The organism is Bacillus sp. LNXM65 (assembly GCF_002998575.1).
In the GTDB taxonomy this organism is placed as follows: Bacteria; Bacillota; Bacilli; order Bacillales; family Bacillaceae; genus Bacillus.
On sequence record NZ_PVRB01000006.1, the window covers coordinates 21,162 to 45,966 of the forward strand.

Annotated in this window: 25 protein-coding genes and 1 CRISPR repeat array; of the genes, 9 read left to right on the plus strand and 16 right to left on the minus strand. The window is 40.9% G+C overall.

Annotated features, from left to right (window positions below):
- Window positions 1–11 precede the first annotated feature (11 nt).
- The 6 genes from cmr3 to C6Y03_RS12730 all read right to left on the minus strand — a co-directional run bounded on the left by cmr3 (window position 12) and on the right by C6Y03_RS12730 (window position 8,552).
- A complete protein-coding gene (cmr3, locus tag C6Y03_RS12705) occupies window positions 12–1,244 on the minus strand; it encodes a type III-B CRISPR module-associated protein Cmr3 (protein WP_106039420.1) in 1,233 nt (410 codons plus the stop codon).
- A complete protein-coding gene (gene cas10 / locus C6Y03_RS12710; RefSeq protein WP_106039421.1) occupies window positions 1,237–3,048 on the minus strand; it encodes a type III-B CRISPR-associated protein Cas10/Cmr2 in 1,812 nt (603 codons plus the stop codon). Before cas10 ends, cmr3 begins: the two co-directional genes overlap by 8 nt.
- Entirely contained in the window at window positions 3,039–4,355 is a 1,317-nt protein-coding gene (gene cmr1, locus C6Y03_RS12715; protein ID WP_106039422.1) for a type III-B CRISPR module RAMP protein Cmr1, read from the minus strand. Before cmr1 ends, cas10 begins: the two co-directional genes overlap by 10 nt.
- Window positions 4,356–4,370: 15 nt before the next feature.
- Window positions 4,371–5,213, minus strand: coding sequence for a DUF6602 domain-containing protein (locus C6Y03_RS12720; RefSeq protein WP_106039423.1), 843 nt, complete (start codon window positions 5,211–5,213; stop codon window positions 4,371–4,373).
- Between the two features lie 1,394 nt (window positions 5,214–6,607).
- A CRISPR array of direct repeats spans window positions 6,608–6,968; the repeat unit is 32 nt; unit sequence ATTTCAATCCACGCACTCATGTAGAGTGCGAC.
- Window positions 6,969–7,780: 812 nt separating this feature from the next.
- Entirely contained in the window at window positions 7,781–8,002 is a 222-nt protein-coding gene (gene rsoA / locus C6Y03_RS12725; RefSeq protein ID WP_148666385.1) for a sigma-O factor regulator RsoA, read from the minus strand.
- Entirely contained in the window at window positions 7,950–8,552 is a 603-nt protein-coding gene (locus tag C6Y03_RS12730) for a sigma-70 family RNA polymerase sigma factor (RefSeq protein ID WP_106039424.1), read from the minus strand. Before C6Y03_RS12730 ends, rsoA begins: the two co-directional genes overlap by 53 nt.
- A gap of 166 nt (window positions 8,553–8,718) precedes the next feature.
- Here C6Y03_RS12730 and C6Y03_RS12735 point away from each other — a divergent pair, with 166 nt between their 5' ends.
- The 3 genes from C6Y03_RS12735 (at window position 8,719) to C6Y03_RS12745 (ending at window position 10,631) form a co-directional block, all read left to right on the plus strand.
- Complete coding sequence (locus C6Y03_RS12735; protein WP_003217819.1) at window positions 8,719–8,883, plus strand: YvrJ family protein; 165 nt, start codon at window positions 8,719–8,721, stop codon at window positions 8,881–8,883.
- A 94-nt stretch (window positions 8,884–8,977) separates the two neighbouring features.
- On the plus strand, window positions 8,978–10,141 hold the full coding sequence (locus C6Y03_RS12740) for an oxalate decarboxylase family bicupin (protein ID WP_106037160.1): 1,164 nt from the start codon (window positions 8,978–8,980) through the stop codon (window positions 10,139–10,141).
- Between the two features lie 67 nt (window positions 10,142–10,208).
- On the plus strand, window positions 10,209–10,631 hold the full coding sequence (locus C6Y03_RS12745) for a regulatory YrvL family protein (protein WP_106039425.1): 423 nt from the start codon (window positions 10,209–10,211) through the stop codon (window positions 10,629–10,631).
- 4 nt (window positions 10,632–10,635) lie between these two features.
- Here C6Y03_RS12745 and C6Y03_RS12750 read toward each other — a convergent pair whose 3' ends face one another.
- The 4 genes from C6Y03_RS12750 to C6Y03_RS12765 form a co-directional block, all read right to left on the minus strand.
- Window positions 10,636–11,130, minus strand: a complete 495-nt coding sequence (locus C6Y03_RS12750; protein ID WP_106039426.1) for a DinB family protein — start codon at window positions 11,128–11,130, stop codon at window positions 10,636–10,638.
- Between the two features lie 48 nt (window positions 11,131–11,178).
- Entirely contained in the window at window positions 11,179–13,770 is a 2,592-nt protein-coding gene (locus C6Y03_RS12755; RefSeq protein ID WP_106039427.1) for a YfhO family protein, read from the minus strand.
- An 87-nt stretch (window positions 13,771–13,857) separates the two neighbouring features.
- A complete protein-coding gene (locus C6Y03_RS12760; RefSeq protein WP_034665005.1) occupies window positions 13,858–14,841 on the minus strand; it encodes a glycosyltransferase family 2 protein in 984 nt (327 codons plus the stop codon).
- 290 nt (window positions 14,842–15,131) lie between these two features.
- Window positions 15,132–15,404: a YfhJ family protein gene (locus tag C6Y03_RS12765; RefSeq protein WP_034665009.1), complete on the minus strand. Its 273-nt coding sequence runs from the start codon at window positions 15,402–15,404 to the stop codon at window positions 15,132–15,134.
- Window positions 15,405–15,520: 116 nt separating this feature from the next.
- Here C6Y03_RS12765 and C6Y03_RS12770 point away from each other — a divergent pair, with 116 nt between their 5' ends.
- Both C6Y03_RS12770 and C6Y03_RS12775 read left to right on the plus strand, forming a co-directional pair.
- On the plus strand, window positions 15,521–15,670 hold the full coding sequence (locus C6Y03_RS12770) for a small, acid-soluble spore protein K (protein ID WP_003217849.1): 150 nt from the start codon (window positions 15,521–15,523) through the stop codon (window positions 15,668–15,670).
- Window positions 15,671–15,695: 25 nt separating this feature from the next.
- Complete coding sequence (locus C6Y03_RS12775) at window positions 15,696–15,869, plus strand: YpzG family protein (protein WP_003217811.1); 174 nt, start codon at window positions 15,696–15,698, stop codon at window positions 15,867–15,869.
- Window positions 15,870–16,001: 132 nt separating this feature from the next.
- Here C6Y03_RS12775 and C6Y03_RS12780 read toward each other — a convergent pair whose 3' ends face one another.
- Both C6Y03_RS12780 and recX read right to left on the minus strand, forming a co-directional pair.
- The gene (locus tag C6Y03_RS12780; RefSeq protein ID WP_060595807.1) at window positions 16,002–16,316 is read right to left on the minus strand and encodes a YfhH family protein; all 315 of its coding nucleotides are present in this window, start codon (window positions 16,314–16,316) and stop codon (window positions 16,002–16,004) included.
- A 3-nt stretch (window positions 16,317–16,319) separates the two neighbouring features.
- A complete protein-coding gene (recX, locus tag C6Y03_RS12785; RefSeq protein ID WP_060595806.1) occupies window positions 16,320–17,111 on the minus strand; it encodes a recombination regulator RecX in 792 nt (263 codons plus the stop codon).
- A 94-nt stretch (window positions 17,112–17,205) separates the two neighbouring features.
- Between recX and C6Y03_RS12790 the strand changes: the two genes are divergently transcribed.
- From C6Y03_RS12790 to C6Y03_RS12800, 3 genes are all read left to right on the plus strand, one after another.
- Entirely contained in the window at window positions 17,206–18,102 is an 897-nt protein-coding gene (locus tag C6Y03_RS12790) for a TIGR01777 family oxidoreductase (RefSeq protein ID WP_060595805.1), read from the plus strand.
- A 52-nt stretch (window positions 18,103–18,154) separates the two neighbouring features.
- The gene (locus C6Y03_RS12795; protein ID WP_017358836.1) at window positions 18,155–18,265 is read left to right on the plus strand and encodes a YfhE family protein; all 111 of its coding nucleotides are present in this window, start codon (window positions 18,155–18,157) and stop codon (window positions 18,263–18,265) included.
- 61 nt (window positions 18,266–18,326) lie between these two features.
- A complete protein-coding gene (locus C6Y03_RS12800; RefSeq protein ID WP_034665021.1) occupies window positions 18,327–18,482 on the plus strand; it encodes a YfhD family protein in 156 nt (51 codons plus the stop codon).
- Between the two features lie 39 nt (window positions 18,483–18,521).
- Here C6Y03_RS12800 and C6Y03_RS12805 read toward each other — a convergent pair whose 3' ends face one another.
- The gene (locus C6Y03_RS12805) at window positions 18,522–19,109 is read right to left on the minus strand and encodes a nitroreductase family protein (RefSeq protein WP_060595825.1); all 588 of its coding nucleotides are present in this window, start codon (window positions 19,107–19,109) and stop codon (window positions 18,522–18,524) included.
- Between the two features lie 273 nt (window positions 19,110–19,382).
- On the opposite strand from C6Y03_RS12805, the gene C6Y03_RS12810 reads away from it, so the two are divergent.
- Window positions 19,383–20,639: a transcriptional regulator gene (locus C6Y03_RS12810; RefSeq protein ID WP_066031145.1), complete on the plus strand. Its 1,257-nt coding sequence runs from the start codon at window positions 19,383–19,385 to the stop codon at window positions 20,637–20,639.
- A 36-nt stretch (window positions 20,640–20,675) separates the two neighbouring features.
- Here C6Y03_RS12810 and C6Y03_RS12815 read toward each other — a convergent pair whose 3' ends face one another.
- From C6Y03_RS12815 to mprF, 3 genes are all read right to left on the minus strand, one after another.
- Complete coding sequence (locus C6Y03_RS12815; protein WP_034665027.1) at window positions 20,676–21,143, minus strand: thiol-disulfide oxidoreductase DCC family protein; 468 nt, start codon at window positions 21,141–21,143, stop codon at window positions 20,676–20,678.
- A 336-nt stretch (window positions 21,144–21,479) separates the two neighbouring features.
- Window positions 21,480–22,028: a thioredoxin family protein gene (locus C6Y03_RS12820; RefSeq protein ID WP_034665029.1), complete on the minus strand. Its 549-nt coding sequence runs from the start codon at window positions 22,026–22,028 to the stop codon at window positions 21,480–21,482.
- Window positions 22,029–22,119: 91 nt separating this feature from the next.
- Window positions 22,120–24,690 carry a bifunctional lysylphosphatidylglycerol flippase/synthetase MprF gene (mprF, locus tag C6Y03_RS12825; RefSeq protein WP_106039429.1) on the minus strand — a complete coding sequence of 857 codons (2,571 nt, stop codon included), beginning with the start codon at window positions 24,688–24,690 and terminating at the stop codon, window positions 22,120–22,122.
- Between the last annotated feature and the right edge of the window lie 115 nt (window positions 24,691–24,805).

Below are 24,805 nucleotides of genomic sequence, written 5' to 3' on the forward strand. Positions count from 1 at the left end.
TCTCACTCCTCTTATTCATTCGGTTTCCATGTTCCCCAAAGTGCTAACCCGCAGCCATCTTCACGATCAAACGCTTCTTTGCGCCGGTTGCGATCAGATACTGATTGAAGCCACATTTTTTCGGCCAGTTCTGCTGGATCTCCTTCTTCTACTGTAAAGAAGTAAACACTACCTGCGGGGACTAAGCGGCGTATTGCTTTTTCACGCCCTTTGTCTTTATTTGCTAAGCTCCATCCAGAGATAGGCTGCCAATGCGGAACAGATGCCCAAACCAATTTCAGTCGTACATTTGTATCAAATAGTGGTTTTGACATAAGCTGTTCATCCAGCCATCCGGGCTGCCATCCTTTACTGAAATAAGCAGGTGTCGCCAATATCATGCGAACATACGGCTTGTTTTTGAGCGATTCTTTAATCATATCTGGACATGTCCAATCTTGTTGGTATACATGTGGCCTGTCTTCTATATGAGCCAGCCGCCGTTCACCACCGATTGGGTGAAGACTTGAGAAAGGCTTTAATTCTTCTGACTCTTCAGTAGATAACTCTATTCCTGCCTCCAGTTTAAAGTCATCTGGGAATAAGAGCGATTCTGTTGAAAATAGATGCTGATCTTTTGCCTTTTTACTGCCAGTTTCCACCTCAATTTGTGTCCGTTCCTGACGCTGTAATGCTGGAATAAATGCCGGTGGTGTTTCCTTTTTGAAAGAATGATTTTCCTTCTGCATATGTTGGTATTCAGTCAAGGCTTCCTTCACCTGACTCTCATCCACTGCGTCTGTCAGCCAGTTCACCATCCACTTTAGAGATACAAAAGCAGGCGGCGATTTCATTTTTTTACGAGCACCAGCTCCAATTGGCGGCCATAATGCCTCACTAAAACGGCCTGTTTTTCCTGTACCAAAAAAGCCCTGGCCTTTCGACATCATTCGCTTCGGTCTCACTTGATACATGCCATACTCATCATCGAATAACTCAAGGTCATGAGGCATTGGCACATATAAATGATCATGGTAGCGATATAAAGGACCTCGCACAAGAGATTTCGCATAATAAGAAAGTGGTGTCGTGTGTTTGATTGATTGTCGCTTCTTCGCTAGAGCTGTACGAAGTGTTCCTGCGACCACACTTGACGGAACATCGTTTAGTGAACGCGCCCGTATACCCGGTACACTTTGAAATGGGCGTGCATCACGAATAAGCAGCGGATCAAGCGGTTGAATGTGAAACCATCTTTCAGGCATGTCCACTTACCTCCTCTAGTTGAAGAGCAATGATCATACATTCAGCGATTGTATGTAATTCTTCTAATGTATTCTTCTTCGGTATATACTTCGCAATCAATTGATCGATCCACTCTTTCGTTTCTTGCTCTGTTTTTGCTTCCGTTTTCTTTTTGAATGCAAGACGTCTTATCTCTAGTGGAATGAGTTCATCTAAAATTTCCGGCTGTTTTCTAAAAGAAGACTGTTCGTATGTTTGATACAACTCTCGTAAGCCATATGCAAAGCCAGATGTGAAATAAGACTGTTTTAACCACGCCGTCATCTCTTGGATAGAGGCCACTGGATCTATTTGAAATGAGACTGAGATATTCATTGTGTCTCCTCCGCCTCGCTTTTGGAAATGAATCGCTAATGAATTTCGCTCTTGTTTTGCATATTGTTCAGCCTGACGTGCCATACTTCTTACTTCTTCAAGAGGCTCAAGCATATGGACGATGGCGATTCCAATTGAAATCGAAGGAGGTGTCTCACTATGTTGATGAGCATTCATCGTTGAAACAAATTCTCTTTGTAATTTCCCAGCTGCTTCTAAGCATTTGTGAACCGGTACATAAGCCATGACATCATCTCCGCCGCCATAAATCAATGTACCTTCACATTCGGAAATAATCTCACTTGCCTTTGAAGCAAAAGTTGAGAGCGTTTTAGAAAATGCAATATGACTTTCTACATGCTGTATATTTCGCAGTTGGCTGCCCATCTTATCTCCATCCGCCATGAGAAAGGCATAGTAAGGTGAAGGTGCTGGTGGTTTAACCGGCTGGCCGTGATGCTTGCTGTATTCACCTTTGAAATATTTTTCGAGCAGCTGTGTGATGTTATTTTTTGCTTCTGTTTGTGCTATTCCAACAAGTCCTCGTTGTTCAAGAAAATCTTCAATTCTTCTTTCATAAAAAAGCGATGCCTCACCCCAATCAATAGGAGCTACTTTTAGATTCATATTCTCAAGATATGTTTCTACATCTTTTACATATTGTATGGCTGCTTGCTTCATCTGTTCATTTTGGTCCAACATATTTTGATAGGGAGCAAAAGCTTTATCACATACAGATGGAAATGTCTTGCTCGGATGCTTATGTAAGGACAATCGTTTGATCACTGAAATCGCATCTAATGATTCATGTTCACCAATTCCCCATTTCGCTAGTTGCTCCACTTGCTGTGGTGTTTTTTTCTTTTGGAAAACAGACTCTCGTCCACCGTCAAGTGATGATTTTGGTTCACCGAATAACGCCCCTGGCTCATTTTGTTTAAAATCTCTCAACGTCTTCCGTGCCGCCATTAAACCTTCGACTTCTTGAAGAGCCATATGATATGGGCTTGCGGACGCATTTGCCGCTTCCTCTTGAGTTTGCATCTCAGTCCACACAGCATAAAATTCTATTAAATCATCTACTTGTCGATTCCATGTGCCTATTTGAATATAAGGATCAACTATTTCTCTAACAAAGTCTGCGTGTTCCTTCCATTTGTTATATACTGCTTTTTTTACTTGTCTTGCAATGGATGAAGGCTGTTCGTGTGAGATTTCCCCCAATATTTTATTTGGTGCGTTGTTTGGTTCTGCAGAGGATTCGTTGAACACAGGGAAAATAAGCGTTCCACCCAGTTCTTGAAATTTCTTCGCACCTGCTTTACTTAATTCAGATAGAAGAAAAGAGCCAAACCATAAATCACGCGTCCGCCTTGCTTGCGCAATAAATTCTTGAACAGGCCCTATCGAAAATAGCATTAATGTTTGTTTTTGTGATTCTACTGACAAAATGTTTGCACCTCCTTGCTATGTAAAAAGGCTTGAATCGCCGATGAGTGCGTACGGCCACTCTCGTCTCGTAATGGATTGTTTGAGTAGGTGGCTGTTGGGTAGATACTTTGTTCATCTGTCACATCAGGCAAAAGCTTTCTGTCCCCTAAAAGCGATAAAGCTTTGATCTTTGGTTGCTGCAACACCATCACCATGCCCACTGATTCCTTTTGATTAATAGCTAACGGTTTTAAGATGAGTGGTGAAGCCAAACGATTTTTATTTCGCGGGACTAACGTCTTTGTATTAGGCTCCTTTTGAAACCACTTTCTTTTTGCTATTTCTTCTTCGCTTCGCTCCTTATCTTTTTTCGATTTCTTTTTAAAGTTAAAAACAATCGGCATACCAAATTGAGCCCTAGGAAAAGCGATATATCTCTTTGGTTTATTTGAAGGATATTGTAATTCGTGATCAGGATGTGACATATTCGCTAGACGACGTATGGAATCTGCCTCAGGCCAATAACTTCTCCCAGCCTCCCCATTTTGGACATTATGTTTTTTTCGAAATTCACTGTATGTTTCCATTGTTTTCGCCCAGGATAAATGCGTTTGAGAAGCTTTATTTTGTAATCTAAAATCCCAGCTTAGCGTTGCCCATTCACGAGACACTTCGGGAATAGAGATATCATATTGACATATCTTCTCTTTAAACCATTGATCAAATCGCTCCTTACTGACTTCTTGCTCTTTAGGAGAAAATGTTTCACAGTATAAACTCCCGCAACCACGTCTCGTTCTTGCTCCAAGTCCCCCAAAATTGATCCACGCCCATAGTGCAGCTTCGATTTCATTGCCTAACTTCTTTTTGTCCTGTGAAGTCATTGAAGCACTCTCGGTCAAATACACATTCATTTTGAAATATCCCATCAACATTTTATTTGGTGTTTTTTGAAAAATATATGTTGGAGGGAATTTGATCTGTTTTTTTTCTTTAAATATTTCTTCAATGATTACTTTAATTAAGCTACTTTTTTCTGTATGACCAAATATCTCTGCTTCTCGTTTAGATAATTCATTTGCATTTTTGCAGGCAGCTCCTCGAGTTGCACGCCACCAGAAACGAAGATGACCACGAATCGCACTTTCTCGAATCGGTCTGTCTTGATCAATTGAGTTTGATTGGGGCCCTCCGCCAAACATTGGCGTAACCAAATGAATAGTAAGCGGCTCTTTAAAAAGTTTTTGGTCTTCATGAATTTTCGTGTCAATCGCATGTTTCACATCATGCCAATTCGTTTTGGGTTTACTAGATTCCCTTGTCATGTCGCTCTCCTTTCTTCACTTTGTTATCTGTTTCTGAAATAGCTCGGCATATGCATAGTGAGGGAAAAACATGGGATTGTTAATGAGCATCAGCAATTGATTTAATTGGAAATTTAGTGTCAACAGATCGTATCCATCAATACGTAAATCGCTGAGTTTGTTTTCATCTAGAAATTGTTCTTCTTCCTTAGATCGTTTTTCTTGTTTGAAACAATTTAATTCGTTTGACCACCATCTTAGATGTTCATGTTCATTAGGTACTTTTAATTGAAATTCATTGCTTTTTTTCATGAGCATAAAATCAAAAGACGCCGCTAATTCAGCTGCTTTATTTGAAATTGTTTGGTCCTCTTCTCTTTTAAAGTTACTTGCCAAAATGAGTAAAGGACGCGTCCTCTTTTGTGTGTTACTTTCACTTGTAAAGTAACCTGTAGCCATTCTAGCAATTCCTGTTGTTTTTGGTGTTAGCCGTTTTATTTTTTCAGACCATTCTTCTAAACCTTTTTCTTTCAAATTAGAGCTTTTACATTCAATAGCAACCGCAACCGCCTCAATCGGTATAAACTTCAAGGAATTGTGTTGGAACACATACGGCGTATACTGCTCATCAAATACGGCAATATCGACTTCGTTAGAATGATTTCCATCTGAGTCAATAATGATGACACCTTGTGCTAATGAATATTTTTTAGGAATGATTTTCCGAAAAAACTCCAACCACATCACTTCTCTAGAATCCCCTGTCAGCCCGCCATGGTTAGAAGCAAAGTCCACTTCTTCTGATATCATGCTGTTTAATCTTTGATAATTCTCTAAGATCAGCTGCTCCACTTTACCGGTTCGCTCCGTTTCACCCAAACCAATTCCTCCTTCATCATTCATTACGAATGGATAAAATTTGAATCTAAATGACTACTTTTCATTTCGACTTATTTTGAGATTTTTTAAGGTTTATTTAGGAAAAAGAAGAAGAAAAAAACATGACTGCAAGGAGTCATGTTTTCACTGTACAAATGAACAGTATATTTGATGGCTATTTGAAAGAGGATATTGTAAGAAGATGGATTTGAGGTGGCCATACCCGTTTAAGAGACAATCATTTAAAATCGCGCACTCTTGTAGAGTGCGACTTGATGGATATAAACAACGGTTGCAGATGGAAATTTCAATCCACGCACTCATGTAGAGTGCGACCTACGTGCGGGAATCGATTGTTATATGTCTCATGATTTCAATCCACGCACTCATGTAGAGTGCGACATTGGAAATGCGCGCCGAGCAAGAACAGAAAATATTTCAATCCACGCACTCATGTAGAGTGCGACTGCGATTTCTGCCCTAATTGTAACATTTTTTAGGAAATGATAGCCAAAACCCTTAATTTTCTATACGGAATTTTGTTTTCACCTCTAAATAATATACATTTTTTCTCATTTTTAACGAATAAAAAGGTGCGAATGCACCAAGGATTTTATGTTCACCTCACATTTGCACCGAATCTTTCTTAATCCTATTTAATTAAAAACTATTACTCATGATTCAAGCTACCTACTGACAAGAATTTTATTCCTCCCACTCATATAGAGTGCGACCCTATGGGGGACTTTGTAATGGAATCACTAGCATCATTTCAATTCACGCACTCATATAGAGTGCGACTAACACAAATTTGGGCCAATATGATGTGGATTGGATTTCAATTCACGCACTCATGTAGAGTGCGACTAGTGTCTAATGGAGTTCATGTCGTTACACTCGAAATTTCAATTCACGCACTCATGTAGAGTGCGACTGCGATTTTCGCCCTAAATGTAACATTTTTTAGGAAATAATAGTCAAAATCCACAAATTTCAATATAGGATTTTGTTTTCTCCTTCATGAATATACATTTTTTCTCATTTTTGTCGAATAAAAAGGTGCGAATGCACCGGGGATTTTATGTTCACCTCACATTCGCACCGAATATTTCTTAATCCTATTTAATTAACAACTATTGCTCTAAAGGTATTTTCATGATTTCATCAACAGGTTTGAATTCATTTAAAAATATGACTACTGAGCCAGAGTCATGTTTTTCACACCTAAATCAAGCGCAACTGTCAACATTTCTTTCAAGCTACCTCAATCCATACACTCATGTAAAGTGCGACAAATAGAAGCACCTGAGCATGGTCACACAATCATTATTTCAATCCACGCCTCATATAGAGTGCGACGTTTTTGCATATCCGAGGTAGAGTGACGATACCGAATTTCAACCCACGCACTCAAATAGAATGCGACTCAAATCCGTCTCCGAAAGTTATACAGATAGTAAATTTCAATCCACGCACTCATGTAGAGTGCGACTCTTTACACTGTGAAATTCACAGGCTTCGACAAATTTCAATCCACGCACTCATGTAGAGTGCGACAGCAAAACAAACCGGAAAGGTTGTCTATGTTCCATTTCAATCCACGCACTCATGTAGAGTGCGACGCTTTCGCTCTCCAAGAAGACGGTTGGTACTTACGATTTCAATCCACGCACTCATGTAGAGTGCGACGGTTTATACTCACTTGGGAAATGATGTTAATAGAATTTCAATCCACGCACTCATGTAGAGTGCGACTGCGATTTCTGCCCTAATTATAACATTTTTTAGGGAATCATAGTCAAAACCCTCAATTTTCTATATAGAATTTTGTTTTCACCTTTAAATAATATACATTTTTTCTCATTTTTGTCGAATAAAAAGGTGCGAATGTTCCGGGGATTTTATGTCCACCTCACATTCGCACCGAATTTTTCTTAATCCTATTTAAATAAAAACTATTGCTCTTGAAAACATACTTATTTCACTGTTTCATCAACAGCTTTGAATTCATTTAAAAACATGACTACTGAGCCAGAGTCATGTTTTTCACACCTAAATCAAGCCCAACTGTCAACATTTTTTTCAAGCTATCTCAATCCATACACTCCTGTAAAGTGCGACACATAGAAGCACCTGAGCACGGTCACACAATCATTATTTAAATCCACGCCTCATATAGAGTGCGACTTGGTAAAAAAGCAATGGCGACAGACATTGATATTTCAATCCACGCACTCATATAGAGTGCGACAATTTTTCACCTTTATAATAACGAGGGACTAGGTCAATTTCAATCCACGTACTCATATAGAGTGCGACCTGCTCACGACGCCAATTGAGATCCGTTCTGATGGAATTTCAATCCACGCACTCATATAGAGTGCGACTGCGATTTCTGCCCTAATTGTAACATTTTTTAGGAAATGAAAGGCAAAATCCTCAACTTTCAATAAAGAATTTTGTTTTTCCCTTCACAAAATATACATTTTTTCTCATTTTTGTCGAATAAAAAGGTGCGAATGCACCGGGGTTTATGTTCACCTCACATTCGCACCATCAGTTCACTCTTACAACTTCGTCATATATTCCACAATAAACTCCCAAAATCCAGGCCCCTCTTGGTAAATCAGCCGATCTACTTTTTCGATTAGTTTGATATAGAGTTCTTGTTCGAGGTCTTCTCTTTCTTGATATGCCGTGTTTTGTAGTTTCTTTTTGATCATGGGTGTGAAGGTTTCAATGAGTTCTTCCATTTCCCCATTGGTCATTTTTTCTTCGTTCACGGACATCTCCCCCTGTTTCTTCTTTTAGTTTGTTGAGCGCTTTTTTGTGGATGTTTGAGATGTTTTGTCTCGTTTCGCCTAGCCGATCGGCTATTTCTTTCATTGTTTGACCTTCAACATAAATATGGGTTAAGACCATTTTTTGTTTGTCTGTGAGCTGCTGGTAGGCCTTGTACAATCTTTTGTCTTGCAGGTGCTCCCCTAAGTCTTGCTGGTTGAAGAGCACGGCTTCATACGTATCTGTTTGAACAGGATCTTTCACTTCTTGCGTATCAGGATGATCGAGTATGAGCGGAAAACGCTGCTGCTTTTTTTTGACTCGTTTATCAAAGTCGACTGAAAAGATGCGGATCATTGTGGAAATATACTTGATGATGCGGATTTTTTGATAAAACTGCTTGAACTCGGAATCTAGTTTTTTCGCATTTTCTTCGTTTGGCTCTTCCATGACTTGCCGGAGCAGCTGCTGGTTTTTAGGGTTGCTTAAAAATTGCTGAATGAGTGGGTGATCAATGATTTCATTCCATTTTGCTTTCAATAACAGCCGATAATCCATGTGCATCCTCCCCTTTGTTCTCTCTACTTGCATTAAGTGGACAAAAGTTAAAAAAAGTAAACTTTGTGAAACGGGTCTAATGATTCATTTTCTCCCCCTTTGATTTCCTATTTCTTCTTTCATACCACTTATAGAGAAGACGAGCATCCGCTGGGAGGTGAGACAAATGGAGACCTTTTTTTCGGAGGAATGGCTGAAGCAGCTCGGTCAGGCTGGCTTCCCTGCCATTTTGACAGTTTACTTGCTGACACGTTTTGAACGAAAGTTTGATGAATTAAGTAAACTCATCCAACGATTGGTCGCTGTTCAAAAAAATGATGAATCAGATTGACATCTTCTTGATTCGTTTCACCTTATGAAAACGAGGGCGAAATGAAAGGCCTTTTGTCACCTCACACAATACGATGTTGAAAGGGGATTTTATCATGAGTGAAAAGCAAAATGGTGTACCGCAGCCGATTCGAGGAGAAAAAGGAGCAACGGTCAAAATTCCACGTAATCTCGAGCGGGACAGACAAAATCCAGATATGCTCACGCCGCCAGAAACCGATCATGGAACGGTCTCCAACATGAAATATTCTTTTTCTGATACACACAATCGTTTAGAAAAAGGCGGCTACGCCCGCGAGGTAACGGTACGTGAACTGCCGATCTCTAAAAGTCTTGCCTCTGTTAATATGCGGCTAAAGCCTGGTGCGATTCGTGAACTGCACTGGCATAAGGAAGCGGAATGGGCGTACATGATTTATGGGGAAGCTCGGATTACATCGGTTGATGCAGAGGGGCGCAATTTTACAGAGGATGTGACTGAGGGTGATTTGTGGTACTTCCCTTCTGGCTTGCCGCACTCTATTCAAGCACTTGAGCCGGGAGCTGAATTCTTGCTTGTGTTTGATGATGGGTCATTCTCAGAAAATAGTACGTTCCAAGTAACGGATTGGCTTGCCCATACGCCAGAGGAAGTCGTGCTCAAGAACTTCGGTATGACAAAGGAGCAGTTTGACAAGCTGCCAGAGAAAGAAAAGTATATTTTCCAAAAAGGAATTCCTGGTTCCCTTGAATGTGACAAGGTGAAAACAGAGCAAGGAGAGGTCCCGAATTCCTTTAAATATGAGCTGTTAAAACAAGAGCCGATTACGTCAAGCGGTGGACAAGTGTGGATTGCGGATTCTACCAATTTTAAAGCATCTAAAACAATTGCCTCTGCTCTTGTGAAAGTCGATCCAGGCGCCATTCGTGAGCTGCACTGGCATCCAAATACGGATGAATGGCAATATTTCATTTCTGGAAAGGCACGAATGACCGTATTTGCTTCTGATGGACATGCGAGAACCTTCAACTATCAGGCGGGAGACGTTGGATATGTGCCATTTGCGATGGGGCATTATGTAGAGAATACAGGCGACGAACCGCTTTATTTCTTAGAAATCTTTAAGAGCGACCATTATGCAGACATTTCACTCAATCAGTGGCTTGCGGTCACACCGAAACAGCTTGTTCTTGATCATTTAGATCAAGGTGAAGAATTCTTGAAATTGCTTGATACTGAAAAACACCCTGTCATCGCTGCACCTAAAAAAGAGGATTAATTCCACCTTCCTGCAAAAAGGCTGTCCTTTTTGCAGGTATCTTCATGTAAAGGAGTGTTGTTTATCCATGCAGCAATCTGTTCACGCTTTATGGCAAGGGGTGAAGTGGCTGATGGCGATATCGGTTGTCTGTTACATATTTTTGTTGTTTTGTGTGCTGTTCTTTCATTTGACGGGTGCTTTTTATCAATCAATTTTATCGCTACTACTGTTTATGGGCATCTATGTTGTACTCGGGATCTCTTTTGAACATCTGGAGCACGTGCTCATGCAGTTTGTTCGAAAGTGCCGGTCTAAAAAACGATCCATCGTTTTCTATGCCATTTTATTTCACCTTTTGTTTATTTGGGGTGCTGTTTATTTATCAGACGAATTGGTCGACGGCATTTGGCTGTCTACTTCTGAGGAAATTCTTTTTGCCCTTAGTCTTTGGTTGTTTCATTTTTTGTTTGATTATGCGACGTTTCCATTTGATAAGGAAGCTTCGTGAGGCGCTATCGTCTTTCTGTAGAGAGCGCTTGTTTGACCTGCTCCATATGATGAAGATCATGCTTAATTAAACCTTGAAAATAACTTGATAACGTCAGCTCGGTTTGACCGATCAAAAAGGTTGTAGTCCAGCGAGATGCTTCGATTTTCTTCATTTCTTGAAGCAATTCTGTTCTGACAGCAATAAATCGTCCAATCGTCTCGCTTCTCTCTTCGTGTCTCGCCCTTTCGGCTGACTGTCGATTCATTTCATGCACATCAGGTGCCTGCGGTAACGCTTGATTGTTCCAAAATTCCTTTAGACGATCGTGTAAAATAAATTCATCCCATGGAACGAAATGTGCGATGATCTCAGCAATGCTCCACTTTCCATCAGCAATGGCTCTGCGCCATTCTTCGTCTGTTATTTCCGCTAGTGACTGTACCCATTCAAGGGTGTGTTCATAATGATCAGTAATGGATTCTTTGTTTAACGTCAAATGGTTTTCCCCCATTCTCATGCTTTTATGTTGATTGTATCAATTTTGAGAAAGATAAAAAAACACCACTTATGATGAAAAGTGGTGTTTCTTGTGTTTTCTCCGTGCATAGAGGATCGCACCAATCAAACTGATCAATGAAATCAATGCGAGAATTCTGATATAAGGCGGATAGTAGGTTAGCACAATCTCGTTTTTTCCTTTTTCTATTGGAAAACCAATAAAAGTGTAGTTGGCTTTTTCAATATCGGTTTGGTGTCCGTTCACCGTGAGCTCCCAGCCTTTTTCATATGGAACAGGCAGAATCATATAATTATCGCCGAGCTTGTTATCATATGAAATCGTAAAGCGGTTATTTTTAAGCTTTACTTTTTGGCTGCCATCATCCTGTTTTTCTTTTTCATATGCTTTTTCTAGGACGCGGTAAGGTTCTTGATACAGCTTCATTTGATTGAGCTCATATGTCCCTTTTGGTACTCGAATGGAGAGGATCTTTTCCGCAGGGACTCGAATCGTCACTTCATTTACGCCTGTTTTGTAGATGGATGTATTGCTTTTTCGTGAGGTGACGTAGTCGTCAACGGATAACTGAAACCCTGCGTTACGGTCGGTCCGCTTCACATAAAAGCTCACATACACATCCCCAGCGCGAGCGATGTCATCTGGCAGTGTGATATTCAGGCCGCCTGTTTCTCCGTATACATCAAGCACGCCGTGTTCGTATATCGCCTGTTCGGTATGAATATTTGTATCCTTGACTCGATTTGGCGTGCGCTCAATTTCAGCGTTTCCTTTTTTGTCTAAAATCACACCTTGCAGCATCGCATGCTCTTTATCAAGTGCTGAGGCATTCTTTAAGGATCTTTCTGAATAAACGGTGCTCGTTGTTCTTGCAAATGGCAGCGGCCGAGTATTTTCATATACCTCATAATGCTCACTTTTCAAAATTGGCTTAAAATAAGCTGGTGGTGAGTAAGGCATCATGTTGTTTCTCATATAATACTTTCCGTAGGTCAGGCTGTATAAATTCGCCCTGTCCCCCATTGTTGCATAACGGCTGACACTTTCCCTTCCCATATCGATTTGCAGGTCATTCCAGTAGAAATTGAGCAAATGCTGATTCAATATACTTGAATACACGCTCATGCCTTGGAAGCCTTCAAATAATGGGGTATTGTTTCGCACGCCATTCATCCAATCAATCCGGGCGAGCGGATCTTTTGAGCGGCTTTGAATCTGCTGAATGAGCTTCATTTGCTCATGTCCAGCATATGCCTCACTATTCAGATACGTATCTGATACGCTCTTTATATTGCTTCTTTCAGATAAGTATTCCTGCTGATACACGCCTGCTGTCAGTAAGCTAATGGCAATAAGTACAGCTGAAAAGAGACGAAGGTGCTGACGTTTTTCCGCATGCATCCATAGGAAGAACAAGCTGATGACAAGCAGTCCTATGCCTGTATACACAACGACATCCATGTTTCCCTTTGCTCGTTCTGAAAGAGCGACTGCGAGAAGGAACACGATCCAGGCGCCTAAGACCGCACGCTTTTTCCACTTCCACTCGACTTGTGAGAAATGCTTGATCGTGATGGCAACGACCGCTCCAACTGTAAAGGCAAGAATATATTCAAACCTGTACTGCGGTGCTGAAAAACCATTAAACACGCTCGCCATCTTTGGGCTAAAGTGAAAAGCAATGAGCAGCATACTGATGGATGTGAACATGAAAAACCATCTGTTTCGGTAAAGCGGAACGAGGAACATACAAATCAGAAAAATCACAGGTAATAAATACACTCTGCTTGCAAACAGCAGATGATCATGCAGCTCGAACCAAGGAATGGCCTGTTCATACGGTGGTCTTACATTATTGAGAAAGCCATAAACAGACGGGATAAAAAAAGCGGCACTGATCCCAAAGGATAACAGCGTAGAGATCGCAAGCGTCCAGAACACCTTCCACCCGCGCTCCTCACTTCGCAGCTTGATCATATATCTGAAAACAAGATAGATCGCTAAAAAGATAAAATGAATATAAGCAAAGTAAAAGTTGTTGATGAGCATCAGGCTGCACGCCAAAATAAACCAAGCCGGCTTACCCGTTTTGAATATCCGTTCAACCCCAAGCACAAGCAGCGGAAGCCACATCATGCTGTCGGTAAAAAACTCCCAAAATGTTTGATGCCGAAAATACACAATAGACAGTCCGTAAATTGCGGCACCTGTCAATGCACTTAGTCTATTTTGAACCATTGAAAGAAGCACACGGTAAGCGATGATTAGAATGAGCGTCAGCTTGATCACGCTCAGCCAAATCACAGCATGTGCCCAGAAATGAATGTCCGTTGACTGTATGAAATGAAGCGTATTCATCAGCCAGACGACAGCGACTGTCACCATAAAGACCGTCGACGTTGTGAAATAATACCCTAATTGCGTGTATGTACCGCCGCCTAGACCGAATTGATAGGAATAAAAGAAATTCCCTTTGACATATTCGTCGTAAAGCAGCTTTTTAAATGGGAGCATTTGCGAGATGCCGTCCCCATCTCCTGTCATGTACCGGCCTTGCGTATATTCATATAAGAAAAAGGAGTGTCCTAATAAAGCAAGAATGAGGCACATTCCAATGATTATCCATCTACGTTTCATCATCTAAATCCTTTCCACAAAAGATCCACTGTTCTTTGAAACAAAACAACCCAGCAAGCGATTCGTGCTTGCCGGTTATTTGACTCCACGTTATTTAAATAACTGTGTTAACACTCGGTCTTGTTCCTTTGAGCTTGTCTCTTGCTGCATGACATTTGATTCTTGGATCAAATAATGCGGCCTCTTTTTCGTTTCATAATAAATACGGCCAATATATTCTCCAATCACACCTAGACTCAAAAGCTGGACACCTCCGAGGAAAAGCACAGCCGATATTAAAGTGAAATAACCCGGTACCATCACGCCCGTTCTGACAATTTGAATAAAGGTGGCCACGATGTAAATCAAAGAGAGGAATAAGATCAGTATGCCAGTATAAAAACAAATACGCAGCGGGCGGTTGTTAAAAGAAATGACGCCATCTATGCCATAGTTAAATAACTTCTTCAGTGACCATTTTGTATCACCATGCTGTCTTTCTACATTTTCATAATAGATGACCTTTTCTTCAAACCCAATCCAGCAAAAAAGCCCTTTTGAAAAACGATTTCCCTCTTTCAGCTGAAGCAATGCATCGATTGCTTGGCGTGAAATTAAACGGAAATCCCCGACGCCATCACGCAAGTCCACTTCTACTACCTTGTTCATCACTTTATAGTACATGGATGCTAAGTAAGAGCGAAGCTTGCTGTCTCCTTTACGGTTCCGTTTGGCAATGACTTGATGATAGCCTTCTTCATACCCTCTGACAAAATCCTGAATCAAATACGTTGGGTGCTGCAGGTCGGCGTCCATGATGATCGCAGCTACTCCCTTCGCATATTCAAGTCCTGCCAGAATAGCGGCTTCCTTCCCAAAGTTACGCGAGAAGGAAATGTATTTGACCTTTGCACTTTTGCGAGAGAGCTCTCTCATGTATTGAAGTGTGTTGTCCTTGCTTCCATCATTCACAAAGATGATTTCAAAGTTATAATGAAAATCGCGAAACTCTTCCTCGAGTGCCTCAAAGATTCGTCTGATGTTTTCACCTTCATTGTAAGAAGGAATTATAACAGAGAGCAATTCTCGTTCCATATCGCACCTTCTCTTCACTTTTTTCACATAGTCTGTTATGTTCATTATTCCTTTTTTGTCAGAAAACGAAACCCTTTTTTATTATCCATAAATTACATGTCTCTTTAATCGTTCCATTATATCAAAGTTTTATTTCCAGTGATTTTCAGTAAGATGAATTTAATGTAATTTTAAGTTTAACCATTGTAAAAAGCCTGTAATTTCGATCACAGACTGGGTATTGTATCATAAAATTGTTTGCTTATTTATATATTTTCCTATTTATTGAAAAAGATGAGCGGGCACTTCTTTTAATGAAGCAGCCCTTTGTTCTGCCCTTGCAGATGCTCGTTTGCCTTTGATTGTTTATTTTGAAATAAATGCAGCTGTGCACCGTAGCTCTCAATCCATTCTTGGACAATCCGTTCTGTTGTTTCCTGTCCTTTATACTTGCGGCCAGCCTTTGCATAGGTCGTTTCAAAATCACTCCAAAGCAGCTCTACCCATGTACGTGCTTCTTCATATGTCAGCATATTGTTTTTTTCCATGAGTTGTTCTGTTAGTCGCTCAAAGTATTGTTCCATGTCGGTTCCTCCTTCATCTAGCAGAAAGTGCCTTTTTAAAAAAACCTCTTTTTTCATATACTACCCTTACGTCTTCAAAAGACGCAAATGATTTGTATTGTTTGGAGGGAATCGAGATGCGTAATAAAGCAAAAGGCTTTCCAAATCAAGTGAATCACAAATTTGAAGGCGAGCCAGGCGCCACAGATGCTTATGCGTCTAAAAGGCCGAATGGTGAGACGAATACACGTCCACAGGAACGTATGAGGGCATCAGGGAAACGCTAATTTTTCCAAAGGGAGTGCTTGAGATATGAGTTCAAATGGGAAATCGTATATGGAAGACTTTGTTCAATTAAGGACAACCGCTTACCCTCAACCATGGGCGAATGCAAAGCATTCTGCCTCTCAGGTCAACGGAGAAACGCAGCAAACGCAGCACGACATCGTACTTCAGAACAACGTCCGTAAACAGCGTTCGAAGTAAAGAAAAGGACTGATCTCTAGGATCAGTCCTTTGTCTTCTTTTCAGCGTGATAGAAAACCTTTGCAGCCCTAGGAAGGACGAGCACCGGCGTACAGACCTGACACCGAATGCGAGGGTTTGCCTACAGCTGGATCAGTCCTTTTTCGTAAGCATTGAAATCGGCAGGGCATCTTCCTTATTTGGAGCCGATACTCTGTATCCCCACGCAAATACGCCATTTAAATATTCCACGTAAAATTGCTCGTCTGTATCTTTGATTTGATAAGTCGTTTTGGTTTGAATGAGGGCGGGATCTAATAAGTAGGCTTTGGCCATATCGATTTTCCGTTCTAAGACGGCATATTCATTGACAATGCCAAGCTGCTCAGCCTTTCGTGCTTTTTCAGAAAGAGAGGCAATTTCCTGCTTCAATTCGTATTCCGTCATCTCACTATAACGTTTTTCCATCTGTCATTCCCCTTTGTCTAAAACGTGATCAATTGTATCGAGATCAAAGCCTTTTCTGAATAAAAACTGCTTCACTTTCATCTTCTTTTCAAATGATCCGTCATATCCTACCTTGCGTTTTGCCTTCTCCAGCATATAGAGGAGGGCTTCTTCTTCCTTTTCCTCTTCTTGTCCATCATAGGCTTCTTGAAGGGCTTTATCAATGATCGCAAACGAAAATCCCTTTCGCTGAAGCTGAAGCTTGATGCGCTGCTCGATCTCTTTTGCAGAACGATTCTTTTCTTTTCTCACAAGCTTGAGAACCTGATTGACGGCTTCCTCCAGCTGTAAGTCATCAGGATATTGCGATAGCGCTTGTTCAATGGTGTCATCGTCTATCCCTTTAAGCTTTAACTCTTTTTTCAGGACGGACGGCCCTTTGCTGTTCGTTTTACGGTGGGTACTTACATAGGCTTCCGCAAATTCAAGATCATTTACATACTTGTAATGCTTTAATTTGTGTATAATTTCACTAATAGCAGGCGCTGGAATTTCTTTTTTCGTCAAATAATCGGTCACTTCTTTCACCGATCTCATTCGGTAGGATAAATAATCGACGGCCTGCTGAAATCCTTTTTTCACAGCATCACCGAATTGAATTTCAATGATATCTGCTTCGTCCAGCTCTTTCCCTTTTTTTAAGTCGTGCTGGACGAGCACATCTAGATCAACGCTAAAGGCGTACTTTTCATCAAGAAAGATGTTCACCCGCTCTGTATTGTTTTTCTGAGCGGAGATTTTTGTAATATAGGGCATCCTGTGATCACTCCTTTTTTAATACAGTCAGGATGTTTCTTCTGATTCAAAATCGTGAAAGGTATAGGTATGTATATGAGAGGAGAGATGTCAATTGAATATCGCCATCACCGGAGGAACCGGTTTTATCGGCCAGCACGTCACAAAAGTGCTCGCTGCTGAAGGACATCATCTATATATTTTAACAAGAAATCCAAAGGAATCCGAACAAAATCATTTACACTATGTGCAGTGGCTGACAGAAGGTGCTGCGCCTGAGCATGAACTGCCTGCCATTGATGTCTGGATTAACCTTGCTGGAAAATCCATTTTCACCCGCTGGACAGACAAGGCAAAAGAAGGCATCCTCTCTAGCCGTATTCAATCCACACAAGAAGTGAGACGCATTATAGAAGCGCAGGAATCGAAACCATCTGTGCTCATTCAAGCTAGTGCTGTCGGAATTTATGGCACGTCTCAAACAGGAGATTTTACGGAGGAATCACCTCCTGCGGATACTGATTTCTTAAGCCATACCTCAAAGCGTTGGGAAGCTGAGGGGCAAAAGATTGAAGCACTTGGCATTCGTACCGTCTACACACGCTTTGGTGTCGTGTTAGGAGAAAATGGTACACTGCCACTGATGACTCTGCCATATAAGCTGTTTGCCGGCGGGACGATCGGCTCTGGTTCGCAATGGGTTTCATGGGTTCATGTCGAAGATGTGGCACACCTTATTGCTTATGCGATACACCATGACGACATCTCAGGTCCACTCAATGTCACATCACCGAATCCTGTGCAAATGAAGCAGCTCGGACAAACGATTGCGTCTGCCCTTCACCGCCCCCACTGGCTGAAGGTCCCATCCTTTGTCATTCAAACGGCACTTGGCGAAATGTCATTACTTGTTTTAGAAGGCCAGCGTGCGCTGCCGAAAAAGGCATTGCTTTCTTCTTATGACTTTTTGCATCCTGAATTAAAAGAAACCATTTTGCATTCAGAGGAATAAATTTTGTCAAAAACACCCATCCTATTAGAAATGAGATGAGGGGGCAATTTTGATGAAGAAAAAAGAACACCAGCCAACTTCAAAGCTGAAGAAAACCCAGGAAGTCCTGTATCAGCAGGAATTCAAAAAAGCGGAAAGAGCAGCAGAAAAAAGAAACAAATAAGATGGATATTCCACTCCAACAAGCACATAACTAAAGTGATCTTGTAAAGGAGGGAAAGGCTTTGAAAAAAGACCAACACCAAAAATCCAATCATGAGCTTGCAGCACAAGAGACGGATGGCGAATATGTTGAATTTTCCAAAGAACTTGCAGATCCGAATGACGTAAAAGCAATGGCACGTATGAAAGCAGCCGACCAGCGCGCCAAAAAACAATAAGTAAAAAAGCAGACCCTTTAGTAGCGGTCTGCTTTTCTTTTATTGAATTTCAGTTAAAAGACTTGATGCTTTCTGACGTGATTTTACCTCAGGCACCTCTTCTGGATAACCAATGTGAAGGATCGCAGCAAAACGCTCGTTTTCCTTTAAGCCCATGTCTTGTTGAAAGCCTTTGTCATATAAAATGCGGCCGCTCTTCCAGACCATACCGATCCCTTGATCCCACGCAAGCAGCTGGAAGTTTTGAATAAGCGCACTCACGGCGGCAAAATCATCATTTCTCACCACAGGGTTCTCGTCTTCTTTTAGCACGACAAGTAAAAGCGCTGGGACCTTAGAAAAGTAATCTCTATATTGATTGATCTTTTCTTCCTTTGCATCTGGGTTGTTGCGCTGAAAGAACGCAATGAAGCGATCAACAAAAGTTGCTTTGGCCTCATCCGTCACCGCATATAGAAAGCGCCATGGCTCCGTGATTTTATGGTTCGGTGCATAGACTGCATCCTCTAATAACGGCTGAAGCTGCTCAATGGTCACCGGCGTCTCTTTGAATTTTCGAATGGATCGTCTATATCTGACAGCGTCTCGAATCGTTAACGCTTCTGTTTGTTGTTTGATTTCTGGCATATCTGTCATCCTTTCAATCAATCTTAATTGAAATTGATTCTCATTCACATTATAAACATCATTTAGGGTAATTTGCAAATGGTGTTTCCCTTCCTGTCTGCTAAAAAGTTGTTTGACTTTTTCAAGTAATGTTACAATCATATTACGTTTTAAACAAATTTTGATAAAAAAACCAGGATGATGAAATGGTTTCAGGTATTCCCATTTTGTCTGATTCGGTTATTTTGTCAAAAGGCTTTCAACCCATGATTGGAAGGGAGGCTTCTGGATGGAATGAAAATCAATATCGGGCAAATCATCAAGCTCTACCGTTATAAACAAAATATGACCCAATCTGAATTGGCAGAAGGAATTTGTTCTGTCTCTCATTTAAGTAAAATCGAAAATGGCTCAAAGGAGGCCAATCAAGATACCATCAATTTACTGCTTGAACGGCTGGGCATCAGTCAAGAAACGCTGTCACAAAAGGCGCGTCACCTGCTGTCACTCTTGGACGAGTTTCAAATGAATATGTATTTCTATGCACTCGATCAGGCAGAACAAAATGCAGAAATGATCATTCAGCACGAGGAACAGTTCTTTTCGCTGGATTTAGGCATTCAGTATCATCTGTCCTTATTTCAATTTTATTTATTAACGGACAAACAGCCGCTTGCCTTAAAAACACACCGCGTGCTTAAAAAGTTTGAAAAAACCTTTATTGAAACAGAAAAAGAAATTTTCGAATATTTAGATGGCATTCATCTAATAAAAAATGGTCAGCTTGAAGAAGGCTTAAAAAAACTTGAGAGCTGCTTTTCTTACGCGTCTGTTGAACAAAGTGACCTATATTATCACTATGCAAAAGCACTCGGAAATATGGGACATCTTGGTGATGCGCTTGAAGCGACACATCAAGCGATGGATTTATATAGACAAAAGAACAATTTCAAGCGGATTATTCACTGTACACTCATTCATGGCGTGATCTCACTGGAACTAAAAGCCTTTCAAACGGCGAAGAAATATTTAAAAGAAGTGATTATGCACACGTCCCTTTATCCTGATGCCTATATTAAAATGACGGCTTATTTTTATTACGGGGTGCTCTTAAAACGTGAAGGCGATTTCTCTTCAGCTGTGCCTTATTTACTAGATTCACTCAATTACTTTAATCAAGAACAGATAGAAGACCGTTACTGTGAAACATTGTATGAAATTGCGACATTATATGCTGAATACGACCGCAAAAAGGCACTTCCCTACATACACGAGCTCTTAAAACAGCCTCGTATTCAGCCAAATTGTTTATATATGATCAAAATCTATAAATTGATGATTGAGGAAAACCCTCTTGATTTGAAAACCTATTTGATCGAAGCAGCCCTTCCTTACTTTAAACAAAATGAGCTGCACAGTGAGTACTTGTTTGCTCTTAGAACCTTGCTTTCCTATGCGGCTTCTGAGCTTGACGAACGTGCATATATGTCCTATACGAGAACGCTGCTTGATCACTTAGCATCATATGTTCCCTATTACAAAAAAGCATGACCTTCTGCCGATCGAAGGTCATGCTTTTCCAATTCATTAAATGGTCTTCTGTTGATCTGTACCAGGACGAGTGACTTGTTTGACAGAATGAATGTACCGTTTTCTCGCAAAATAATCATACGCATGCTGTCCAAAGCCTAACCAAATGCTAAGCACGATGAATGGGATCGTTCCCCATAATGCAGGGATATTGCAGGCAATTCGCAGCCACGTATAGATCCCCGAATTTTTTTGGTTTTTGGCTAAGGAAATAGACACGATTCGTTTTTCTGCCTTCTCTTCACTTATTTTGTTCAGCTTGAGCAGTTGCGAATGCCTAAAGGATTCAAAATGAATACGGTTCTTCCAATCGAGAGCTTTCAACAAGTCAATCGCTTTTGCACATGAAGGACTTTGCCCGTCATAAAACACAAGCAGCCTAAGTGATTTGATGGAACGCTGTTCTCTTTTTTTCGATTCAGCGAGCTTCTTTTTTTCTTGATCGAGATAAATGATTTTTTTCATAGATTGATCGCCAGCCCTTTTCCGTCATTTGTTTTTTAGTTCGTTCAAAGGAGATTACAACTAGATTACTATAGTTGCTGGGCCTCTTGTATTGGGAAAAAGCAAACCAACGTGCGTTATATGAGCCTTTAGATAAGGGCAAAATTGAGGTTTTCATGGCACATATGAGGTTTTTCAACTAAAAATGGTTGGGAAAATCGTGATGCTTTGCGGTTTTCTGCGGTTTTTTGTAGAATTCTGCGGTTTTTCTACATCTTTATGCGGTGTTTTGTAGGTGAGACGCAAAAACAAGATAAAAAAAGACTACTTCCCGTTGCGGCGAAGTAGTCTTTTGGTTTATATTTTTTCCAAAACTTCTACTATTTCTTTCTCAATATCTTTCCATAAGTAACGATCTGTCGTATAGTGATGTGCGGCTTCTTTCGCAAATACTTGAAAAGCTTCTTCAAAATCAGGTGCATCCTTGTCTGGTTTTTTCTCATCAACAAAGCGCTGTGCTTCTGTTGAGCGTGGCCCCCATTTTCCTACTTCATTCCCGTCCTGATCAATGATCACGATAATCGGAATCGATCTTGCGGTCCCGTTCGTTAAATACTGATCCATCAGGTCTAGATGCTCGTCCCGAATGAAATAGCGCGCATCAATGAGTGCTTCACTCGCGATACGCATGAAAATTGGTACATTGACCATCGCATCCCCGCACCAATCCGCTGTGATGACAAGCGCTCTGAGCTTTTTCTTTTGCAGCTTTTGAAGCAGCTCTTTTTCTTTTTGATGAATTGCGTACTGATTGTACACCGTGAGCAGATTTTCTCGGTTTTTCTCCATGTTGTGTACATATGTACGTTCAGTTAATCCCTTAGTAAACCATTCATTTAATGTCATATTTACATCCCCCTTACCCTTCAACTTTACCACTTTTGCTATTCTTTTGTCTAAAAAAACCTTCACCTAGTGAAAGGTAAAGGTTTTTGATCTATGGACGCCGGTTGCGATTTGGGTCCATCCCAATCAGCTTGGTGACAAGCACCATTGTGACAGGTAATGATGTATTCTTTTTATACGCTAAATATTTTCCGCGCCACTCGGGTTTATATTTCTGTTTAAACGACCTCAATCCACTGAAGCTGTACATAAATCTGACGTTGTTGAAAATGACACTCGCCAAACGCTCCGTGAGGAAGGACTGATGAAACGTCCCTACATTTGATAAAGGCGCCATTCCCATGTTAAAGGATTTGTAGCCTTTTTCTTTCGCCCATTGAAAAAGGTGGATAAACAGCGCATCCATCATCCCGTTCGGTGCATCATGCATATGACGCATTAAGTCGATGGAAATCTCCCCTTCTTGATACATCGGCATTAGTGACACAAAAGAAATGATCTCCCCTTGTTCATCCTTCAGAATCGCAACCGGTGCTTTTTGAAGATAATCTTCTTGAAAATAGCCGAGCGAAAATCCTTTTTCTTTTTTCTTTCCGAGCCAGCTGTCAGAAATCTGTTTTAAGGTTGAAATGAACTCATCTGAAAAAGGCGGTTCCAGCATTTCAAACGTATAGCCTTCTCGTTCAAACTTATTGGCCACAGCCCGTAAATTTGATTTTTTCTTACCGGAGAGAGAGAACGTTTCTAAATCGACCATGGCTTCTTCTCCAAGCTTAAAGAAATGAAAGCCTAAGTCATGATAAAGCGCCATCCCTTCCCGTTCTACTTGATAAAAAGCGACACGATAGCCTGCTTTTTCGGTCTGCTGTAAAAACTCCTCAAGCACAAGTGGATAGGACGCTTTACGTCCAGAGGGATCTCCGAGCACAATGACGCAGCGGCCAATTCGTCCAAATTGAAGCATCGCCTCTCCATCACTTGAGAAAAATAATTTTTTATCGCCTAAAAAGCCAAGATGACTGAGGGCATTTCCGCCCTTTTCCTCTAAAAACGTTTTTAATTTTTCCTCATCTGCTATTTCTCCAATAGGAAATGCTTTTTTATTAAAAATCAATTTACTAATGAAAAAGAAAAGTGGTACACCGATGAGAGCAATCATGCTCGTCATCGTGATATGCCGTTCATTATGCACCAGGTAATCCTTACTCAAGAAATGCCCAATTTTTGTCCAAATAAAGTTGCCGATGACATTATAGTTAAACAGCACGAGTAAATATCCAGCGGCGGCCGCCACAAACTGATACAACGAATAAGGGGCCTGCTGCTTCACAAATTGATTTCGAAGAGAGAAAAATACAGCCATGATGACTGGCAGAATAAAGATGAGACTCAGGTTAAATCCTTTTAACAAAGTAAACACAAAGCCGCCTGCTAGGGCGATCATCGTCAGCACGTACGATCTTTTTGTTCGTTTATACACTTCAATGGACAATATCATCAGAATGATTCCGAACATTAAAGAAAGACCATTAAATCCTGATAACAGAAAGCGTGGAATGCTGGTAATCACGCCTAATCGATCGACAGGAAGCACAACAGACGCCATGATGAGCAAGCCGCTTCCGAAGGTTAAAATTGATAATGATCCGTACAATAAACGGATTAATAAAGCACGGTGCAACACAATTAAGACGTTCGTTGTTTCTATGGCAGGTGCCATTCTCGGATTGCCTTCAAGACGTCTAAGCGTCGTTCCCGTTAAATCGTAAGCAGCTAGACAAAGCCCAAGGATAAACGGGAAAATCGAGTACACGAAGCGGTACAAAACGAGCGCCGTCAGCACCATCTCTTTATCAAACCCAATGTACTGCATGCTGAGTAAAAAGATGAGATCAAACGAACCAAATCCGCCCGGAACCATACTGATTAAACCACCGATTGACGCAATCGCAAATACGCCTAATACAATCCGGACATCGACATTCATCCCCATAGAGACGACAGCCATGTACATGGCAAGACCAGCTGCCAGCCATTCTAAAAACGATGCACCGATATAAGCGTAAATTGGATGCTTCAGTCCATTTTCACCGCTCTCAATCGAGCTTTTTCGAATTGATGCCATGATGATATATATCGGTACAATACAGGCAAAGATGATAACAAAGGCCCATAGCCACGGCTCTTGGCTGATAATACTTTCAACAGGAAGCACCCTCACCAAGATCAGATCACTGAAAATAGATAAGCCCAAAAGGACCGAGGAAGTCAAAAGGGCAATGCCTTTCAGCAGTTTTTTCGTATCGGTTATGTACTCCTTGTATAGAAGCGTTCTAAGCCCTGCTCCTGATAGACCGCCGAACCCAAGGACACTGTTAAAGGAGTTCGCAATCCAGGAAATGCGAATCGTTTTCCAGCCGCTGATAGGCATATTAAGGCTTCTTCGTAAAATAAAATCATATAAGGACATCGATAACACTGCGACAAGTCCAAGAAAGACAAGAATAAACAAGTCCATTCGATTCAAGCTGTCAATAATATAAAACGTCTTTTTAATGGAAAGGCCGCTCAGCTCCTGCTTGGCGACAAAAATTAAGACAAGGATGATCACGATCGGAAAAAGCATTTTTAAGATCGTCATACCCGTTTTTTTGTTCCACATGTTTTCCCCAACTTTCTAGGTTGCTTCATTTATTTAGACTGAACATTATTATACAACAAATACCACTTGATTCATGCAGTTTAACATTCAAAAGCTTGACGAACCTTTCAATTAG

Coding starts and splice junctions, on each gene's coding strand:
- cmr3 (WP_106039420.1), bottom strand. CDS start 1,244: ATGCCTGAAAGATGGTTTCACATTCAACCGCTTGATCCGCTGCTTATT.
- cmr1 (WP_106039422.1), bottom strand. CDS start 4,355: ATGACAAGGGAATCTAGTAAACCCAAAACGAATTGGCATGATGTGAAA.
- rsoA (WP_148666385.1), bottom strand. CDS start 8,002: ATGTCCGTGAACGAAGAAAAAATGACCAATGGGGAAATGGAAGAACTC.
- C6Y03_RS12730 (WP_106039424.1), bottom strand. CDS start 8,552: ATGGATTATCGGCTGTTATTGAAAGCAAAATGGAATGAAATCATTGAT.
- C6Y03_RS12735 (WP_003217819.1), top strand. CDS start 8,719: ATGGAGACCTTTTTTTCGGAGGAATGGCTGAAGCAGCTCGGTCAGGCT.
- C6Y03_RS12740 (WP_106037160.1), top strand. CDS start 8,978: ATGAGTGAAAAGCAAAATGGTGTACCGCAGCCGATTCGAGGAGAAAAA.
- C6Y03_RS12745 (WP_106039425.1), top strand. CDS start 10,209: ATGCAGCAATCTGTTCACGCTTTATGGCAAGGGGTGAAGTGGCTGATG.
- C6Y03_RS12750 (WP_106039426.1), bottom strand. CDS start 11,130: ATGAGAATGGGGGAAAACCATTTGACGTTAAACAAAGAATCCATTACT.
- C6Y03_RS12755 (WP_106039427.1), bottom strand. CDS start 13,770: ATGATGAAACGTAGATGGATAATCATTGGAATGTGCCTCATTCTTGCT.
- C6Y03_RS12760 (WP_034665005.1), bottom strand. CDS start 14,841: ATGGAACGAGAATTGCTCTCTGTTATAATTCCTTCTTACAATGAAGGT.
- C6Y03_RS12765 (WP_034665009.1), bottom strand. CDS start 15,404: ATGGAACAATACTTTGAGCGACTAACAGAACAACTCATGGAAAAAAAC.
- C6Y03_RS12770 (WP_003217849.1), top strand. CDS start 15,521: ATGCGTAATAAAGCAAAAGGCTTTCCAAATCAAGTGAATCACAAATTT.
- C6Y03_RS12775 (WP_003217811.1), top strand. CDS start 15,696: ATGAGTTCAAATGGGAAATCGTATATGGAAGACTTTGTTCAATTAAGG.
- C6Y03_RS12780 (WP_060595807.1), bottom strand. CDS start 16,316: ATGGAAAAACGTTATAGTGAGATGACGGAATACGAATTGAAGCAGGAA.
- recX (WP_060595806.1), bottom strand. CDS start 17,111: ATGCCCTATATTACAAAAATCTCCGCTCAGAAAAACAATACAGAGCGG.
- C6Y03_RS12795 (WP_017358836.1), top strand. CDS start 18,155: ATGAAGAAAAAAGAACACCAGCCAACTTCAAAGCTGAAGAAAACCCAG.
- C6Y03_RS12805 (WP_060595825.1), bottom strand. CDS start 19,109: ATGCCAGAAATCAAACAACAAACAGAAGCGTTAACGATTCGAGACGCT.
- C6Y03_RS12810 (WP_066031145.1), top strand. CDS start 19,383: ATGAAAATCAATATCGGGCAAATCATCAAGCTCTACCGTTATAAACAA.
- C6Y03_RS12815 (WP_034665027.1), bottom strand. CDS start 21,143: ATGAAAAAAATCATTTATCTCGATCAAGAAAAAAAGAAGCTCGCTGAA.
- C6Y03_RS12820 (WP_034665029.1), bottom strand. CDS start 22,028: ATGACATTAAATGAATGGTTTACTAAGGGATTAACTGAACGTACATAT.
- mprF (WP_106039429.1), bottom strand. CDS start 24,690: ATGTGGAACAAAAAAACGGGTATGACGATCTTAAAAATGCTTTTTCCG.